12 protein-coding genes are annotated in these 17,144 nt (G+C 55.9%); 4 read left to right on the forward strand and 8 right to left on the reverse strand.

Features of this window, described 5'->3' with window-relative positions:
* Positions 1-80: 80 nt before the first annotated feature.
* Positions 81-1,421: an OmpA family protein gene (locus tag IPJ96_04080; GenBank protein ID MBK7909527.1), complete on the reverse strand. Its 1,341-nt coding sequence runs from the start codon at positions 1,419-1,421 to the stop codon at positions 81-83.
* Between the two features lie 37 nt (positions 1,422-1,458).
* Between IPJ96_04080 and IPJ96_04085 the strand changes: the two genes are divergently transcribed.
* The 3 genes from IPJ96_04085 to IPJ96_04095 all read left to right on the forward strand — a co-directional run bounded on the left by IPJ96_04085 (position 1,459) and on the right by IPJ96_04095 (position 10,050).
* The gene (locus IPJ96_04085) at positions 1,459-3,204 is read left to right on the forward strand and encodes an endonuclease (GenBank protein ID MBK7909528.1); all 1,746 of its coding nucleotides are present in this window, start codon (positions 1,459-1,461) and stop codon (positions 3,202-3,204) included.
* A gap of 505 nt (positions 3,205-3,709) precedes the next feature.
* Positions 3,710-6,469: a T9SS type A sorting domain-containing protein gene (locus tag IPJ96_04090; GenBank protein MBK7909529.1), complete on the forward strand. Its 2,760-nt coding sequence runs from the start codon at positions 3,710-3,712 to the stop codon at positions 6,467-6,469.
* Positions 6,470-7,071: 602 nt separating this feature from the next.
* Positions 7,072-10,050 (forward strand): DNA polymerase III subunit alpha, encoded by a 2,979-nt coding sequence (locus tag IPJ96_04095; GenBank protein ID MBK7909530.1) that lies wholly within the window; start codon positions 7,072-7,074, stop codon positions 10,048-10,050.
* Positions 10,051-10,390: 340 nt separating this feature from the next.
* Here IPJ96_04095 and IPJ96_04100 read toward each other — a convergent pair whose 3' ends face one another.
* From IPJ96_04100 to IPJ96_04125, 6 genes are all read right to left on the reverse strand, one after another.
* Positions 10,391-12,355 (reverse strand): GHKL domain-containing protein, encoded by a 1,965-nt coding sequence (locus tag IPJ96_04100; GenBank protein MBK7909531.1) that lies wholly within the window; start codon positions 12,353-12,355, stop codon positions 10,391-10,393.
* A gap of 41 nt (positions 12,356-12,396) precedes the next feature.
* Positions 12,397-12,822, reverse strand: a complete 426-nt coding sequence (locus tag IPJ96_04105) for a hypothetical protein (protein MBK7909532.1) — start codon at positions 12,820-12,822, stop codon at positions 12,397-12,399.
* A 34-nt stretch (positions 12,823-12,856) separates the two neighbouring features.
* Positions 12,857-13,333 (reverse strand): hypothetical protein, encoded by a 477-nt coding sequence (locus tag IPJ96_04110; GenBank protein MBK7909533.1) that lies wholly within the window; start codon positions 13,331-13,333, stop codon positions 12,857-12,859.
* Between the two features lie 135 nt (positions 13,334-13,468).
* The gene (locus tag IPJ96_04115; protein MBK7909534.1) at positions 13,469-13,954 is read right to left on the reverse strand and encodes a methylated-DNA--[protein]-cysteine S-methyltransferase; all 486 of its coding nucleotides are present in this window, start codon (positions 13,952-13,954) and stop codon (positions 13,469-13,471) included.
* Between the two features lie 66 nt (positions 13,955-14,020).
* Positions 14,021-14,848, reverse strand: a complete 828-nt coding sequence (locus tag IPJ96_04120; protein MBK7909535.1) for a glutamate racemase — start codon at positions 14,846-14,848, stop codon at positions 14,021-14,023.
* 191 nt (positions 14,849-15,039) lie between these two features.
* Entirely contained in the window at positions 15,040-15,564 is a 525-nt protein-coding gene (locus IPJ96_04125; protein ID MBK7909536.1) for a gamma carbonic anhydrase family protein, read from the reverse strand.
* A 51-nt stretch (positions 15,565-15,615) separates the two neighbouring features.
* On the opposite strand from IPJ96_04125, the gene IPJ96_04130 reads away from it, so the two are divergent.
* Complete coding sequence (locus IPJ96_04130; GenBank protein ID MBK7909537.1) at positions 15,616-16,128, forward strand: hypothetical protein; 513 nt, start codon at positions 15,616-15,618, stop codon at positions 16,126-16,128.
* Between the two features lie 13 nt (positions 16,129-16,141).
* Here the strand turns inward: IPJ96_04130 and IPJ96_04135 are convergent, their stop codons facing one another.
* Positions 16,142-17,125, reverse strand: coding sequence for a glycosyl transferase family 28 (locus IPJ96_04135; GenBank protein ID MBK7909538.1), 984 nt, complete (start codon positions 17,123-17,125; stop codon positions 16,142-16,144).
* Positions 17,126-17,144 lie beyond the last annotated feature (19 nt).

The following is a 17,144-nucleotide window of genomic DNA, read 5'->3' on the forward strand; positions in this document are numbered from 1 at the left end:
CAGGTAAAATTCACTATTCACTATTCACTATTCACTGTTCACTGTTCACTGTTCACTATTCACTATTCACTATTCACTATTCACTCCTTCACAAACTCCACCCGCCGGTTCATCGCTTTCCCTTCGTTTTTGGTATTGTCGGCGATCGGTTCTTTTTCGCCTTTCCCGTCGGTCGTCATCCGAGAAGCCTCGATGGAGAATTCGCTGGTAAGCGCCTTGCTGACGGAAAGTGCACGTCGTTTGGAGAGGTCCAGGTTGGCGGCGTCTTCTCCGTCGCTGTCAGTATGACCGATGATCTTCACCTTCACCGCCGGGTTTTCTTTCAGCACAGTGGCAATGTCTTTCAATACACCGTACGACTCAGGCTTGATGCGGTCGCTGCCCGAATCGAAGAGGATGCCCGAGGTGGAGAACCGGCCTTCGGTGATCAGCTTGTTCCGGGTATCCGGTGCGCCAACGGCCAGTTTGAGGTTGCTGATCAGGTAACGGTCCTGCGACTGGTGAAACCCGCCGGTGGTGAAACAAACGCTGTTGTAGGTGGTGCCGGTCACAAACGCGCGCGGCAGGTCCCAGACTTTTTCTTCATTGATATACACCCGCAAGCGCGTCTTTTGCCGCCAGATCGAAACATGCGATTCGCGCTTCCCTTTACCGTAGAATTGCATCGTGGCGGTCTCGTTCTTCATCAGCTCGCTGCCTTTGTCGTACGCGATGTAATTCGTGCGGCCCTGACCGCCACCGGCATCCTGCGGATGGAAACTGACCTGAACGCCGTCACGGTTTTGCTGTTGGCCATATTGTTTCCAGATGTTGAAAGCGTCCTTCTGCGCGGCAAGCCGACAGAGATTGACGGAGAAGGCAGTGGAGTAGAAGCTGAAGTCGTCGTTGCAGATCAGGTCGAACTCCAGGGTAAAGTTCTCCGGTAAGGCGGTGATGAACTCCGGCAGGAATACGCCGTCCTTGGTGAGCGACAACCATTTGCCATCACGACCTTCGACATTCACCAGTTCTCCCGTCGAATTGGTGTTCCACTGTGCCGGGAAGTCGCCAATCGCGTCCTGCGCGAATTCTTCTACCACCAGGATCTTGTCGCCCGGTACAAAATCGAATTTTCCGTAACTCTTCAAACCGCCCGAAGCAGCCGCAGTACTGCCCGATCCACTGCTCCCGCTGTTGCCACCAGAGGAAGCTGCATCATTCCCGCTCTTCTCGGAATTCGTTTTAGCGTCCTTGTCTTTTTTAACTTCTTTCTTGGCGCTTTCTTCGGTCTTGTCAAGCCCCTTGTCGATGCCCTGATCCACCTTGCGGTTGACCCGGTCTTCGACTTTACGTTTGACTTTGTCGCCGATATTCATGTTAATCTGCGCCGAAGCGGTTAGCCCGAAGGCCGCGATCGAAAGGGAAAGCAGAAGCTTTTTCATGTCGTTGATTGGGAGTACGAATTTACGAAATGCCACGATGGCCGATCAACTCTCCGGAATGGCGGAAAGAGCCGGATTCCCTACCTTTACCCTCCCGCTGCCCCGGCAGTATTCCTCTACCATGCAAAAAATCGCCCTTCAGCCCGTTCGGGCAGTAGTATTCTTGGCCCTGCTCTTCGGATCGCTTTCCGCTTCCGCACAGGAACTTACCGTTTCCACCCCGCAACTTGACTTCGGCACCGTACTCGATACCCAACCCGACAGCCTGCCGCTCAGCGTGACCAATACACTGACGCGTTCCGTCATCGTCACCGATATCCGGTTCTATACCACCTACGGAGCGCCGGCGTTTTCCACACCTTACCGTTGGTTCACACTTGCCCCCGGTGCCTCCAATACCATCTGGGTGAAGTTTTCCCCGAAGCACAACATCTACCACAACTCAGAGCTGGTGATCGAGAACGACGGATTACGTGGTTTCCCCCACGTTGACCTGGTCGGACAGGGCCGCTACTCCAATGCCTACTACGATTCCACCGAGAACAAATCGGAAGAAGCGCTCAAGACGGCCATCAAGTCGACCACCACGAACGGTTCGATCTCCCTGGGTTACAACATCGCCCGGGATTCGATGTTCATGCTGATCGACAACCAACGCCGCAACGGACAAGGCGCGACGCAGAATACACTCGAGAGCGCTTATACCGGACAACTCGCCGTTGGCTACACCGACCGTACCGATGCGCAGACGAACTTCGGTTTCAATACCGAACATACGTTCCCGCAGACTTATTTCAGCAGCGCCGAGCCGATGAAATCGGATCTGCATCACCTGTTTCCCTGCGACGACCTGTCCAACAATCAGCGTGGTAACAATCCCTTCGCGGAAGTAACCTCACCCACCTGGTCCGATGGCGGTTCCACGTCCGATGGCTTTCGCTTCGAACCCCGCGACGCGCACAAGGGACGCGCCGCACGCGCGATGTTCTGCTTCACGCTGCGTTACCAGAATTACAACGGCTTCCTCACCAGCCAGGAGAATGTCCTGCGCAACTGGCACGCGGCCTTTCCGCCCGATGCGATCGACCGCGCACGCAACGAAGCGATCTTCTCCCTGCAGCGCAACCGCAATCCGTTCATCGACTATCCTCAGTTCATCGACCGGATCACCTCGATCAGCACGCTTTCCACCGCTCCCGTAGTACGTTCGCTCGACCCGATGCAGGATACGATCATCTACGGTTCGGTGCTCCCCGCTGCTACGACGGTTTACACCTTCGTGGTGGTCAACAACGGCAATACGGCGGTTAATTTTTCCAACTTCAGCTTGACGCCCGCTCCCGTCCTGTCTTTCGCAGGCAGCGGCGCTGATACCACCATCGGTCCGGGCGACGCGCTCGCCCTGCAGATCGCCTGCACGCCTTCCACCATGTCGGCGGTCAACGGTTTCCTGACCTTCAACACCGACGTGCCCGGCAGTACGTCATTCTCGATTCCGATCTACGCGAACGACCCAGTCTTCAGCACGATCGATGAAACGAATCGTAAAAGCCTGCTCGTTTTCCCGAACCCGGCTTCCGACCTGGTTTGGCTGACAACCGAAAGCATCACCGACACCCCGGTCTTTGTCTATGACCTTGCCGGAAGAGCTCTGGGTCAACTACCGACACAACAACTCGGTCACCGCCTGCAACTCTCCCTCGCCGGACTCGCGCCCGGCTGCTACCTCATCGGCCTGCACACCATCGCCGGCCCGGTGTTTACAAGAGTTGTAAAGGAGTAAATGGTTAGTAGGAATCAGCCGCATACTGCTGACCGTATACTGCCAACCGCATCATCCTTTCCCAGTCCCCCAATAGGATTGTCCTTCAGGAGCCCTCCTGCATCCCTCCGCCTCACCACCCGTCCCGTCTTCACTCGTCAGTTCAGCAGGCGTACCTGGTCGACTGTAAAGCCTGCCGAGTTCAACCGGGGCTAGCTTACCGCGCCGCTGGCTTCGTTCGGTTATCCAGTAGGCAGATGGCAGGTGGCAGTATACAGGTGGCAGTATACAGGTGGCAGTATGCAGTTGGCAGTATGCAGGGAACTGGAAACTGCTAACCGGTAATTTGAAGCTAGGAAATAGATCTTCCCTTATCACCAATCACCAATTACTAATTACCAATTTCTAGTTACCAATTTCTAGTTACCAGTTTCTAGTTACCAGTTACCAGTTACCACTTTCCAGTTTTTATCTCCCCTTTCTTTTCTCCTCCTTTTTTTCGTTCTTTCATCAAATCCCCGCACCCATGCGCCGACAACTCCTGTTTCTTACACTCCTGACTGCTTTTTCGATTTCTGCGTGCCGACGTGAGATCATGACTACCGGTAAAATTTCGCGCGCATCCGGCGAAGCTGCACAGGAAGCCCGTGAACGTGTGCTGTGGGAAAAAGAACGCCTGATGGATCCTGCCATCGGTGCGATCCCGCCCATGATCCGCGAAAAGGAACTGGCCTTCGCCGCCACCCTGCCCGACGATCGCTCCGCTCAGGCGCGACGTGCCGGTATCAACGGCGACTGGAACTTCCGCGGCCCCTGGAATGTGGGCGGACGAACCCGCGCGCTGGCTATCGATGTCACCAACGAGAATGTCCTGCTCGCCGGCGGCGTCAGCGGTGGGATGTGGCGCAGCACCGACGGCGGAAATTCCTGGTCGCGTGTCAGCGACGGCATGGGACATCCCGGCGTGAACGCTATCGCGCAGGATACCCGGCCGGGCCGCGAACAAACCTGGTACTACCTCTCCGGCGAAGCCTACGGAACCTCGGCCAGCGGTGGCTCGGCCTTCTATCTTGGCAACGGCATGTACAAATCCGGCGACGGTGGCCTCACATGGGCTTCGTTGTCCAGCACGGTCTCCGGTACTCCGCATGTTTTCGACAACGTATGGGACGTTACCTGGAACGTGGTCACCGATCCCGGGAACCTCATCCAGGACGTTGTTTATGGCGCCTGCTTCGATGCTATTTATAAGAGTGTCAACGGTGGCACGAGTTGGTCGCTCGTGCGTGGCAATGCCGGCGTACAATCCACTTACAGCTACTTCACCGATGTGGCCGTTTCACCCACCAGTGTCGTCTATGCAACACTCAGCAGCGACGGTCCGCAGAAAGGTATCTGGCGCGCTCCCGGCGGTACGGGCTTCGTCAACATCCTGCCATCCAACTTCCCGCCCAACTACGACCGCCTGGTGATCGGCATCGATCCGAACAACGAGAACATCGTCTACTTCTTCGGCCCCACTCCCGGCTACGGCCGCATGAGCACCGACTTTCAGGGCGACACGCTCTGGAACAGCCTGTGGAAGTACGAATACCTCTCCGGCAATGGTACAGGAACGGGCGGAACCTGGACCGATCTCTCCCCGAACCTCCCCGGCAACATCGGTGTCTTCAACGGCTTGAACACACAAGGTGGCTATGACCTCGTTGTGAAGGTAAAGCCGGGCAATTCGAACGTTGTCTTCATCGGCGGTACGAACTTCTTCCGCTCAGACAATGCCTTTGCCGATAGCACGCAGACGACCGTGATAGGCGGCTATGCACTTGGCGCCGCGCTTCCGTTCGTCGATGAATACCCGGGCCATCATCCCGACCAACATGCGCTGGTCTTCCTGCCTTCCAACCCCGACATCATGTATGCGGGTTGTGACGGAGGTGTTTCCAAAACACTGGACAACACGGCTTCGAATGTCGTTTGGGAGGAGAAGAACCTCGGCTACATCACCAGCCAGTTCTATACGGTCACCTTGGACCATGGCGGCAACAGCGATGTGATCATCGGCGGACTGCAGGATAACGGGACTTATTATTCCAACGACACGAACTCCACGGCCGACTGGTTCCATTCCTTCGACGGCGACGGATCCTATTGCCAGATCACCGACGGCGGATCGTATTATTATTTCTCCAAGCAGCAGGGCAAGATCGCCAAGACCACGGTGGATCCGTCCGGGCAAGTCACCGCTTATCGGCGCATCGATCCGATCGGTGCGGAAAACTATCAGTTCATCAATCCCTTCGTGCTGGACCCGAACAACCAGGATGTGATGTACCTCTGCGCCGGTCAGTACATCTGGCGGAACGACGACCTCTCCGGTATTCCGCTTTCTAACCAGTGGGATTCCATCGCCACCAACTGGGTGCGACTGCCCGACACCTTACCGACGGCAGGGGAGGAGATCACCGCGCTCGCGATCTCCCGGCAACCTGCACATCGTCTGTACTATGGCACCAACAAGCGGCATATCTATCGCCTCGACAGCGCCAATACGGGCGTACCGCAGCGCATCGACATCACGTACTCGCTCTTTCCCGCAAGCGGCTATACGTCTTGTATCGCCGTGAATCCGCAGAATGCCGATGAGTTGCTGGTGGTGTTTTCCAACTATGGCGTCTATAGCCTCTTTCATTCGTCCGATGCCGGCGCCAACTGGCGAAAGGTCGGCGGCAACCTCGAGCAGAACACCGGCGGAACCGGCAACGGACCTTCCTGCCGTTGGGCAAGTATTCTTCCCGTCTCCGACGGAACCGTATACCTCGTCGGTACGTCGGTAGGCCTTTTTGCCGCAGATACGCTCATCACGAACAGCACCGTCTGGGTCCGGCAGGGCAGCACGACCATCGGCACTGCGGTAGTGGATATGCTCGACTGCCGCGAGTCGGACGGCCTGGTGGCGGTCGCTACGCACGGCAACGGTGTTTATACCGCCCGCATCACCAGCATCAACGACATCACGACGGGGACCGCTTTCGCCAATCGCCAGCCGGAGTTTTCACTCTTCCCGAATCCTGCACGCGATCGTATTACACTGCAAGTTGCGAGTGGAACAATGTCGCGCCCCGTTCACATCACCCTGCTCGATGAGCTCGGCCGCGAGTTGCGTTCGCTATCCGCGAATTCGATCGATAACCTTACGTTGGATGTAGCGGATCTCCACGCCGGCCTTTATTATGTTCGCCTTCAAGACGAGTTGGGTACGCAGCAGCGTGCGTTCATCCGGCAGTAAGGTTTCAACACACTGCTCACTCGCACTGTTTCTCACACTGTTTCTAAACCTGCTCAAGCTCTTTCTCACACTTCGCACTAACTAAAAAGTGCGAAGTTCGGGTGTCAGTGCAAGTGTGTGGTGTTCCCACTGCTCACTCGCACTGTTTCTCACACTGTTTCTAAATCTGCTCACTCGCACTGTTTCTCACACTACGCACTAAAATAAAAGTGCGAAGTGGGAGAAACACTGTGAGTGAACAGTGGTATGCCGCCCCGCGTTTTTTTCTCTGCCATTGGTTGCCTGCCAACCAGGCGCGCGTTTTTTATGCTCTGAAAATCACAATGTCCCGGTTTTTTCTCTCGTCTCGCCCTTGCATTTTCATTCGTGAAAGATTACTATACAATCATACAAAATGATTGTTTAGCGATCCGGTAGCAAATAGTGAATAGTAAACAGTGAACAGTAAACAGTAAACAGTGATTTAGGGAGATTAGGTTTCGGGCCCCGACGCATCCCCCAATCCCCAATCACTAATCTCGCCCCACGTCCCTCGCCCCACGTCCCTCGCCCCACGTCCCTCGTCCCTCGCCCCACGTCCCTCGCCCCACGTCCCTCCTTACATGTACCTCAACACCCACACCTACTTCAGCTTCCTCCACGGCACGCTCTCGGTCGAAGAGCTGCTTGCGGAGGCGCAGCGTTGCGGGGTGCGGAAGCTGGCGCTGACCGACATCAACAACACCTCGGGTGTGCTCGACTTTATCCGACTCGCTCCGCAGTACGGCGTAGAGCCGGTGGTCGGGATCGAGTTCCGGCGCGATCACCGGCTTTGTTATGTCGGCATCGCGCGCAACAACGTGGGCTTTCACGAACTCAACGAGTTCCTCACGCACTGCCTGCGCGGCGGTACCAACGCCGAAGCCGATGTGCCCGATCAGCCGCCGCTGTTGCCCAACGTATCCTGGATACTTGTGCCGCCCGCGCTGCCGGGAGCAAAGGCTTTGTCCGACTGGATCGACGAACGCCTGCGCCCCATGCAGCCCGCCCTGCGCGAACGCGTTTGGTTCGGCTTGCGCCGCCTGCCTTCCTGGGGCGGTTTGCGCATCGATCCTGCGCGCCTCGTGCTCTGGTGGCCCGTAAGCTTCCGCTCGCCCGGCGAACACGACATCCATCGCGTACTGCGCGCCGTTGACCGGAATACGCTCCTGACCAAACTGCCTCCGGAAGACCTCGCCGATCCCGGCGAAGTGATGCTGTCGCCCGACGCACTGCGGGAGCAATGCACTGATAGTTTGTCGCTGATCGACAATGCCGAACGGTTGCTCGAAGGCTGCGGCATCGCCTTCGACTATCACGAGAGCAAGAACAAGCTCAGCTTCACCGGCAGCAAGGCGCTCGATCGCGAACTCTTGCGACGCGAAACCTTCGCCGGCATGCGGGAGCGCTACGGCGAGGCCGGTGCGACGGTGCGCGAGCGGGTAGAGAAGGAGCTGCGCATGATCGACGAACTCGGCTTCGCGCCCTACTTCCTGATCAACTGGGATATCGTGCGCTACGCCCGGCACCGCGGCTACTTCTACGTGGGACGCGGCAGCGGCGCCAACAGCATCGTCGCTTACTGCCTGCGCATCACCGACGTCGATCCGATCGACCTCGACCTCTACTTCGAACGCTTCATCAATCCTTACCGCACCAATCCGCCCGACTTCGACCTCGACTTTTCCTGGAAAGAACGCGACGAGGTACTGGCGTACATTTTCCGCCGGCACGGCGAGGAACACGTCGCCCTGCTCGCGACCTATTCCACCTTCCAGTACAACGCCATCATCCGCGAGGTCGGAAAGGTCTTCGGCCTGCCGAAAGAAGAGATCGACGCGCTCTCCGAAACGCGCCGTCATCCCGATACACCCGACCACATCACGCGCCGCATCTGGAAGATCGCGCAGCGCATCACCGACTTTCCCCGCCACCTCAGCATCCACGCCGGCGGCGTGCTGATCTCCGAAAAGCCGGTCACCTGGTATACCGCCACCGTGCGACCGCCGAAGGGTTTTCCGGTCACGCAGTTCAGCATGCTCGAAGCCGAGGATGTCGGGCTGTACAAATACGACATCCTCAGCCAGCGCGGACTCGGTCACATCCGCGACGCGGTCGAGCTGGTGAAGAAAAACCGCGGTGAGACGGTCGACATCCACGATATCGCCCGCTTCAAGCGCGACGAACGGGTGCGCGCACTCATCCGCGAGGGCCGCTGCATGGGCTGCTTCTACGTCGAGTCGCCCGCCATGCGCATGCTGCTGAAGAAACTGCGGGTCGATACCTACATCCAACTGGTCGCCGCGAGCTCGATCATCCGCCCGGGTGTCGCCCGCTCGGGCATGATGCGCGAGTACATCCTCCGGACCCACGATCCTGCCCGCCGGCAATACATCCACCCGCTCATGCGGGAGCTGATGGAGGAGACCTACGGCATCATGGTGTACCAGGAGGATGTCATCAAGGTCGCGCATCACTTCGCCGGCCTCTCACTCTCCGAAGCCGACGTGCTCCGTCGCGGCATGTCGGGGAAGTTCCGCTCGCGCGACGAGTTCGCCAAGATCCGCGATAAGTTCTTCGCCAGTTGCGCCGAACGCGGCTATCCGGAAAGCATCACCACCGAAGTATGGCGGCAGATCGAAAGTTTCGCCGGCTACTCGTTTTCCAAAGGCCATTCGGCTTCCTATGCGGTCGAGAGTTTCCAGAGCCTGTTCCTAAAGGCCTACTACCCGAAGGAATTCATGGTCGGGGTGATCAACAACTTCGGCGGGTTTTACCGGACCGAGTTCTATGTCCACGAAGCGCGCAGGTCGGGTGCGAACGTCCACGCGCCCTGTGTCAATCGGAGTGACTACCTCACGAACATTTCGGGCGACGACATCCACCTCGGCTTCATCCACCTCTCCGGCCTGGAACAATCGGCGGCGGACGCGTTACTCGCCGAGCGCGCCGCCAACGGTCCCTTCCTGAGCCTCGACGATTTCGTACACCGTGTCCCCATTGCGGTCGAGCACTTGCGTATCCTGATCCGTATCGGCGCGTTCCGCTTTTCCGGCAAGGGGAAGAAGGAGCTGCTGTGGGATATTCCCATCCTGCTCGGCGCGGAAAAACGTACCCGCGTCGTGCCGGAACTGTTCGGGGTCGAACCGGAGACCTTCACCTTGCCGGACCTCTACCACGACCCGGTCGACGATGCACTCGACGAGATCGAACTCCTCGGCTTTCCACTCTGCGATCCGTTTTCGCTCTTGCGTGATCCCTTGCCTTCGCCGGCAAGTGCCTGCGACTTCGAACAAAATGTCGGTCGGGAGATCGCCATCGTCGGTTACCTGGTGACCACCAAGCAGACCACCACGGTCAAACGCGAGATGATGCAGTTCGGAACCTTCCTCGATCGCGAAGGACGCTTCTTCGACACAACGCACTTCCCCCGCGTCACCGAACAGTTCCCCTTCCGGGGCCGCGGACTCTACCTCTTACGCGGAAAGGTCGATCAGGAATTCGGCTTCTGCAGCCTCACGGTTTCCGGCATGCAGAAGTTGGAAACGAAGGGGAGGAGGTGAGGGGAGGGGCGGTTGGCAGTAGGCAGTAAGCAGTAGGCGGTGAGCAGTATGCAGAGAAGGGTAGCGAATAGCGAATCCTGCCTGCCGGAGCTTTAGCGAAGGCAGGAGTGAACAGTAAACAGTGAACAGTAAACAGTGAACAGTAAACAGTGAACAGTAGCGAATAGCGAACAGCGAATAGTTTTTTGGTGAACAGTGCACAGTAAGCAGTATTAGCCCTTTGGAGGGAGAACCGGAAACGCGGAACCCGCTTGCCTGCCGTAGCTTTAGCGTAGGCAGGAAACCCGGAACACGTTTGCCCTCGTCCCTCGTCCCTCGTCCCTCGCCCCTCGCCCCTTCTTCAAATAGGCAAACGCACCTCAAAGACCGTCCAGCCGCCAACGCTGTTGGCGCGCATGGAGCCGCCGTGGCCTTTTACGATATCGTGACTGATGCTTAACCCCAGTCCGGTGCCTTCACCCGGAGGTTTGGTCGTATAGAATGGCTCAAAAATTTTATCAAGCTTTTCGGAGGCGATACCGATGCCGTTGTCTTCAATGCGAATCACGGCCTGGCCTTGCTCACTATCGAGGCGAATACGAACGGTAGGACGAAACCCGGGTTCTTTCTTTTTCGAACGTTCCCGGACTGCGTAAAAGGCGTTGTTCAGGAGGTTCAGTAAAACCCTGCTGATGTCCTGTTGTACGAGTTCCAGCGCCGGAAGCTGGATGGAAAGGTGCTTCTCGAGCGTTACGTCGAAGTCGGGATGCGAGGCGCGCATGCCGTGAAAAGCCAGGTGTACGTTTTCTTCCGTGAGATCACGGAGGTTGACGGTCTGTCGCTCCCCCTTTCCCTGCCGCGCGTGCAACATCATGCTCCGTACGATCGAATTGGCACGAAGGCCGTGCTCTTCGATCTTTTCCAGATTGCGCTTCAGGTCGGCGGACAGTTCGTGGCGTTCGGTAGCGGTGCCGGTGTCATTCAACTCGTCGGCCAGCTCCCGGGAAACCGCGGCGAAGTTGGTGATGAAGTTGAGCGGGTTCCGGATCTCGTGCGCGATACCGGCGGTCAGCTGACCCAGCGAAGCCATCTTCTCCGATTGAACGAGTTGTTCCTGGGTGTTCCGCAGTTCGTCCAGCGCATGGTTGAGGTCCTGGTTCGCTTTTTCGAGTTTACGGTTGGCCTGCTGCTTGTAGCGGAATCGTTGGAGCAGCAGAAGACTCAGGATGAGAAACAAGGCCGAACCCGTGATCAGCATGATGCGCAGGAACCGGTCGATCTGCCGTTCCTTGCTCAGAAGGTCGATCTCGGATTGCTTTCGGGTCAGGTCGAGTTGGTATTGCAACTCCGCGAGCTGGCGTGTACTTTCAAGATTGAAGAGGGAGTCGCGCAGCGTGTAATATTGTTGCTGCATCGTCAACGCTTTGGCGGAATTTCCGGTCCGTTCATACGCTTCCGCCAGGGCGTGGGATGCATTCATGATGCCGGCAGGATAGCGGTTGGAGGAACTGATCTGGAGCGCGGATTCCAGGTAAACCTTGGCGCTGTCCGCATGGTTTTCTTTGAGAAAGGAACGGCCGATTCCGATCAGGGTGACCGCTTCCCCATTGAGATTGGAAGAGTTCTTGAAATATGCCAAGGCGGACCGGTACATGTTCCGCGAACGTTCGATCTGATCCTGCCGGAGGAAGAGGTCGGCAAGGCCCGTCACGCATTCCTGGTATCCTTTTTCGTCACCGAGTTTGCGCTTGTCTTCCAGGGCAAGCATCAGATCCGTTTCGGCTTCCGCGTAACGCCCGAGTTCTGTTCGACATAAACCGGATAAATAACGAACCGTTGAGGCAAGCCGCAATTCGTTGATGGAAAGATAAAGCGGTAGCGCCTGCGTAAAGGATGTCAGTGCGTCGGAATAGTTCTTTTCCGTGTATGCGATCACCCCCAGTTGCATCCGGCAATTGGCCTGCCCCAACGTGTCCTGCAGCGACTCGAACAGGTTACGCGCCTCTAAGAAGTGCTCGAGTGCCCGGAGGTAATTGGCCCGGGCGATCTGAGACCGTCCCAACTGGTACCGGGCCAGCGCTTCTCCGCGCTGGTCGTTCAGCAACATGCTCAGGCGAAGTGCCCGCTCGGCGTAGTACGAGTTGGAGTCGGGTACCCCTCCGTTCGCATACGCTTTCGCGATCTGCAATAGGAGCTGAACCTGTGCCGTGTCCTGTCGGGACTGCTTGAGTTTGGTCAGCAGATCCTGTAATTCCTCCGCTTTGGCTGGTAGCGGAGTGATCAGACGGGAAAACGTCAGCAGTAAAATGAACAGCCAGGATCGCATAAGCTGCGGTAAGGGGGAGGAACGGCAGTGAACTTTGATGATTATTCTTTGCCGAGCTCATTCATCATGTCGCATTCCGTCGGGCAATAGGTCTGCATGAGGAATACGCTGTTACCGGACTGCGTATTGACTAGGATCTTGTCACTGCGGTATCCCTTTACGACAAGGTTCATGTAGTCGCCTTCTTCCCGCACGGGCACTACCATGATGCCGGTTGCCGTTAAGTCGTGTTTGAAAATCGAATCCAGCGCTGCTTTGCTTAAGAAGAAAGCCTGCCGCGGATTAACCGGTTTTGCATCCATATAACTCTGGGCGAGACGCGCGGCATCGGCAGGCATAATGGATGTGCCGCCACCCGATTTCGGATTATCGACCGTGCGTGCACCTTCCGGATCTCCGGCAAGGGAGTTGAAGGCAAAAAGTACCAGCAAAGAAACCAAAGCGGTCTTGAAGTGGGGAGTTTTCATGGTGGAAGTGGTTGTGTGGTTATAGGTTGGCGGATTATTCACTCATCATCCGTTCTGTGACATCACAGTCGCTCGGACAAAACGTTTGGGTTAGAAAACTTGCGTAGCCGTAACTCGCGTTGATCAGCGTATGCTCGCTGATGACGGGCGCTACGACGATATTCATACTGTCAGTCGCGTCAATTACCGGAAAGATGGATAGTCCGTTGGCTGCCACGTCTTTCGAAAAAATGCTGTCGATGGCGACCTTGCTTAGATAAAACCAGTTGCGCTTGTTAAGCTGTTTGGCCGTATCGAATTTCGCGATGTATTGTGAACATTCGTCTTCCTTGATCGAGATGCCGCCGCCTTCCAAAGGCTTGGCCGGTTCCCGTTTTCCATTGTCACAGGATTTGGGTGCGTCTAAGACCATGATGACTGTATCCTTATCAATCCAGTCGATGGTGCCCAGGGCTTCCAGTATCGCCACTGCCGTAATAGCCGACAATACAATGATGATGATGTTTTTCATGGAGGATATAGTTTGAGAATGAGGAATGAACAAAAGCGACTACTACGAAATTTAAAACGCCGGTACGGGTTTTCAAAATAAATCTTCCATGCCGCCAAATCGTTCGAAAAAGGCAATAATGGTAGAATGTCGGCCTTAAAAAAGCCTCGGCTGAGGACGAAGCACGCCTTCAATTTCCAATAGCTTCTCCTTCCGCCACAATCCTCCGGCATAACCGGTCAGACTTCCGTCGCTCCCGATCACGCGATGGCAGGGTATCAGGATGCCGATCGGGTTTTTACCGTTGGCTGCTGCCGCTGCCCGGATACAGAGTGGGTCGCCTAGCCGAATGGAAAGTTCTCGGTAGGAAATGGTAGCGCCACATGGAATACGCAGCAATTCTTCCCAGACTTTTTGTTGAAACAGAGTCCCTGACGGTTCAAGCGGGATGGAAAACGATGTTCTTTCGCCGTTGAAATAAGCAGTCAGTTGTCTGGCGGTTTCCTGCAGGATATCGTCTTCAGTATCCGTTACACCAGTAGGCGCTTCGTCGAGAAACGATAGTTCCGTCAACGCATTTCCGTTGCCAGACAGGCGAATTGCGCCAAGAGGGGATTCAATATGGAGCGTGTGGAGGTCCACAGAGTAATAAAGATACGCTTTACTGATGAAGGTTTTCCAGGCAAACGCACTACAAGCCGGCAAGTATTACAACCAGATATCCTTCTTCTCCAGATGGATCTTGCTCCTGAAGAAATTGCGCGTGCTTTCTTCGAACGATTTCGTGAAATCGGAAACGTAAAAATGGTGGACGGGTTTTCGCTTGGGTGCCAGTAGTTCGTTTTCAGCAAGCACGGATTTGACGCGATCGGCAACGACCCCCGCGGAATCGACAATGAGCACCTTGCCTTTGTAGTAGTCTTCCACCTCCGGCCGGATCAGCGGATAGTGCGTGCAGGCCAGGATGAGGGAGTCGATCTTCGAAAGCTTTCGGCTATCGAGATAGGAACCGATCACCGTGCGGGAGATCTTGTTATTGAAAAAACCCTCTTCGATCATCGGAGCGAGCAGGGGAGTGGCCAGTGAAGCGACTTCGAGTTTCTTGTTCTTTGCGTGGATCTTCTTCGCGTAGATGTCGCTTTTGATCGTTCCCTTCGTTCCGATCACACCGATCTTCTTCGAGCCGGCAATTCCCGTTACATGTTCCACCACCGGATTGATCACGTCGATCACGGGAACGGCATCGCCCACGAAATCCTTCACCGTCTCGTAAGCCATCGCGCTGGCCGTGTTGCAGGCTATGACGATCATCTTGCACTGCTGCTTCAAAAGAAACTGACTGATCCGGATCGCGTAGTATTTGATCGAATCGGGCGACTTGTCGCCATACGGCAAGTGCGCCGTGTCCCCGAAATACACCAGGGATTCGTTCGGTAGCACTTTTTGGATCGCATTGGCTACGGTCAATCCGCCAATGCCGGAATCAAATATCCCGATCGGACGGTTCGCCAGGCCACTGGTACGTTTCTTAGCCATAGGTGGTGCGAAGGTAAGGGTTCGGATGGGAGTTAGTGAAGAGTGAATAGTGAACAGTAAATAGTGAACAGTAAACGGTGAATAGTGAATTTTACCTGCCGAAGATTGGTGTAGGCGGGAAACCCGGAACCCGCCTGCCTGCCGAAGCCTTAGCGAGAGCAGGAAAACTCGAAACCCGAAACCCGAAACCCCTATCCTTCCTGCGCTTCCCCATACCAGCCCACGTACATCACATACCGGCCCGATAATTCTTCCAGCAGCTTGCGTTGTTCTTCACTGATCGGCTTTAGTTTCTTGGCCGGAGACCCCGCGTAGATGAAGCCGGATTCCACCACGGTGTTTTCCGTAACCACGGAACCTGCCGCCACAATGCTGAACGGTTCCACCACCGCATGATCCATCACGATCGCGCCCATGCCGATCAGAACGTTGTTCTTTAACGTACAACCATGAACGATCGCGCTGTGCCCGATGTTTACGTCGTTCCCGATGGTTGTCGCCGCTTTTTGATAAGTACAATGGATGATCGCGCCATCCTGGATATTGACCCGGTCGCCGATCCGTATGAAATGGACGTCGCCTCGGATCACCGCGTTAAACCAGACGCTGCAGCGGTCACCCATCACCACGTCGCCTACGATCGTCGCATTGGGAGCGAAAAAACAATTGTTTCCGGCAACAGGTCGCTTGCCGTTGAGGGGGAGGATCAATGCCATAGTAGCGAATGGGTAACCATAATCTTTCGTAAATTTAACCGTTCCTTTCCAATGACATTGAATCGCATTTCGATACTGCTGTTTTTCCTGGGTCTTGGAACCCTGGCCGCCTGTAAAAAGCAGGAGACGTACTCGCTTGTACCCGCGATCGAGTACAAAAGCATCTTCCGGGCTCCCGCCACGACCGGCTTCGATTCGGCTGTGGTGGTGACGATCTCCTTCACGGACGGAGATGGCGACATCGGTTATTATCCGGTCGGCGATAGCCGGAACGACCCGAAGTTCGACGACGTGAACAGCCAATATTACAATAACTATGTCGTAAAGACCTACATTCTTGAATCCGGTATATGGCAGGCTGATCCGATCAACGTCAGCGCCCGATTGCCCTACATGACACCGGAAGGGAGCAACAAAGCCCTTCGCGGGGATATCCAAAGAACCCTGACGTTACCACCGGCTCTGAACAACGACACCTTGAAGTACGAGGTGTACATCTGGGACCGGGCTTTGAACCGCAGCAACATCATCACCACGGATGCCATCGTACTCCGAACACAGTGATGAATCGCATACGCTACTTTGAGAGTTCCGACTGCGAGAGGACTTCCCATCCTTTCATTCGAAAATGTTCCGCCAGGTACTCCTGTTCGGTTTGACCAGGTGTCGGGATTAACACGGCCTTCAGTCCTAAGGCATCCAGATCCATCAGGCTCGAATATCCCGATCTGCAGTAGATCCTCTTGGCACGCACTAAGGTGTCTGCGAATGCTTCGTCGGGTAAGTGTCCGATGAATTCAATGTTTTCCTTGTTGTCACGTGAACGATCAACAAGCGGTTGACCCGTAAGGATGCGCATCTTAACGGTTGAATCCCTGTATCGGGCCACCAGCAGGGATTCCAGGATGCTGCGTTGAGGTTCCGGTCCGCTGAGAACGGCCACCACGTCCCAGTTCTTTTCGTCGGCTGCCGGTACAGGAAAGGTGCTGAATCGTGATAACGGACCGATGTAACGGACCCGGAGGTTCCCGGGAGCCGGATGAGAAAGTGCGCCACTGAGCTGCTCCTTGCCTGGATGATCCGGGACCCAAATCTCCCCAAACCGATTCAACCAGCTGTGAAGCCTGCGCTGAACAAGTCCCTTGGCCCATTGCATGCTTGAGGGAAGTGGGAGGTACAGTTGATGCGTAAGTATCACCGATGCAACGTCAGGATGCCAAAGCCCATAGCGGTTGTCGGAGATGATCTGGTCAAAAGACGCTTGCTTCAGTAACTGCTCCAGCCATTCGTGCTCCTTCCGGATGCTCCGCAATAAGCCTGGAATTTGCAGGCCGAGGTAGGGGACCAGGCCGGAATGAGACGGGTAACGGATCGCATAACCCGGGAGCTCAAGAAAGCGAAGTGTAGGAAAATGCAGGCGTAGAAAGTCGCCGGATGCTCCCGTTCCGGCCAGGGTAACGGTATGTCCGTCCTGCAACAACCTCCTGATCAGGGGGACGCACCGGCTTGCGTGGCCCAAGCCCCAATCAAGCGGTGCGACCAGGATACTGCGGGTTTGCATCCTCCAATAGTAACACTCC

The organism is Bacteroidota bacterium (genome assembly GCA_016713765.1).
GTDB classification, from domain to species: Bacteria; Bacteroidota; Bacteroidia; order AKYH767-A; family 2013-40CM-41-45; genus Pollutiaquabacter; species Pollutiaquabacter aromativorans.

Coding starts and splice junctions, on each gene's coding strand:
- IPJ96_04135 (MBK7909538.1), bottom strand. CDS start 17,125: ATGCAAACCCGCAGTATCCTGGTCGCACCGCTTGATTGGGGCTTGGGC.
- IPJ96_04085 (MBK7909528.1), top strand. CDS start 1,459: ATGGCCGATCAACTCTCCGGAATGGCGGAAAGAGCCGGATTCCCTACC.
- IPJ96_04105 (MBK7909532.1), bottom strand. CDS start 12,822: ATGAAAACTCCCCACTTCAAGACCGCTTTGGTTTCTTTGCTGGTACTT.
- IPJ96_04080 (MBK7909527.1), bottom strand. CDS start 1,421: ATGAAAAAGCTTCTGCTTTCCCTTTCGATCGCGGCCTTCGGGCTAACC.
- IPJ96_04100 (MBK7909531.1), bottom strand. CDS start 12,355: ATGCGATCCTGGCTGTTCATTTTACTGCTGACGTTTTCCCGTCTGATC.
- IPJ96_04110 (MBK7909533.1), bottom strand. CDS start 13,333: ATGAAAAACATCATCATCATTGTATTGTCGGCTATTACGGCAGTGGCG.
- IPJ96_04120 (MBK7909535.1), bottom strand. CDS start 14,848: ATGGCTAAGAAACGTACCAGTGGCCTGGCGAACCGTCCGATCGGGATA.
- IPJ96_04095 (MBK7909530.1), top strand. CDS start 7,072: ATGTACCTCAACACCCACACCTACTTCAGCTTCCTCCACGGCACGCTC.
- IPJ96_04090 (MBK7909529.1), top strand. CDS start 3,710: ATGCGCCGACAACTCCTGTTTCTTACACTCCTGACTGCTTTTTCGATT.
- IPJ96_04125 (MBK7909536.1), bottom strand. CDS start 15,564: ATGGCATTGATCCTCCCCCTCAACGGCAAGCGACCTGTTGCCGGAAAC.
- IPJ96_04130 (MBK7909537.1), top strand. CDS start 15,616: ATGACATTGAATCGCATTTCGATACTGCTGTTTTTCCTGGGTCTTGGA.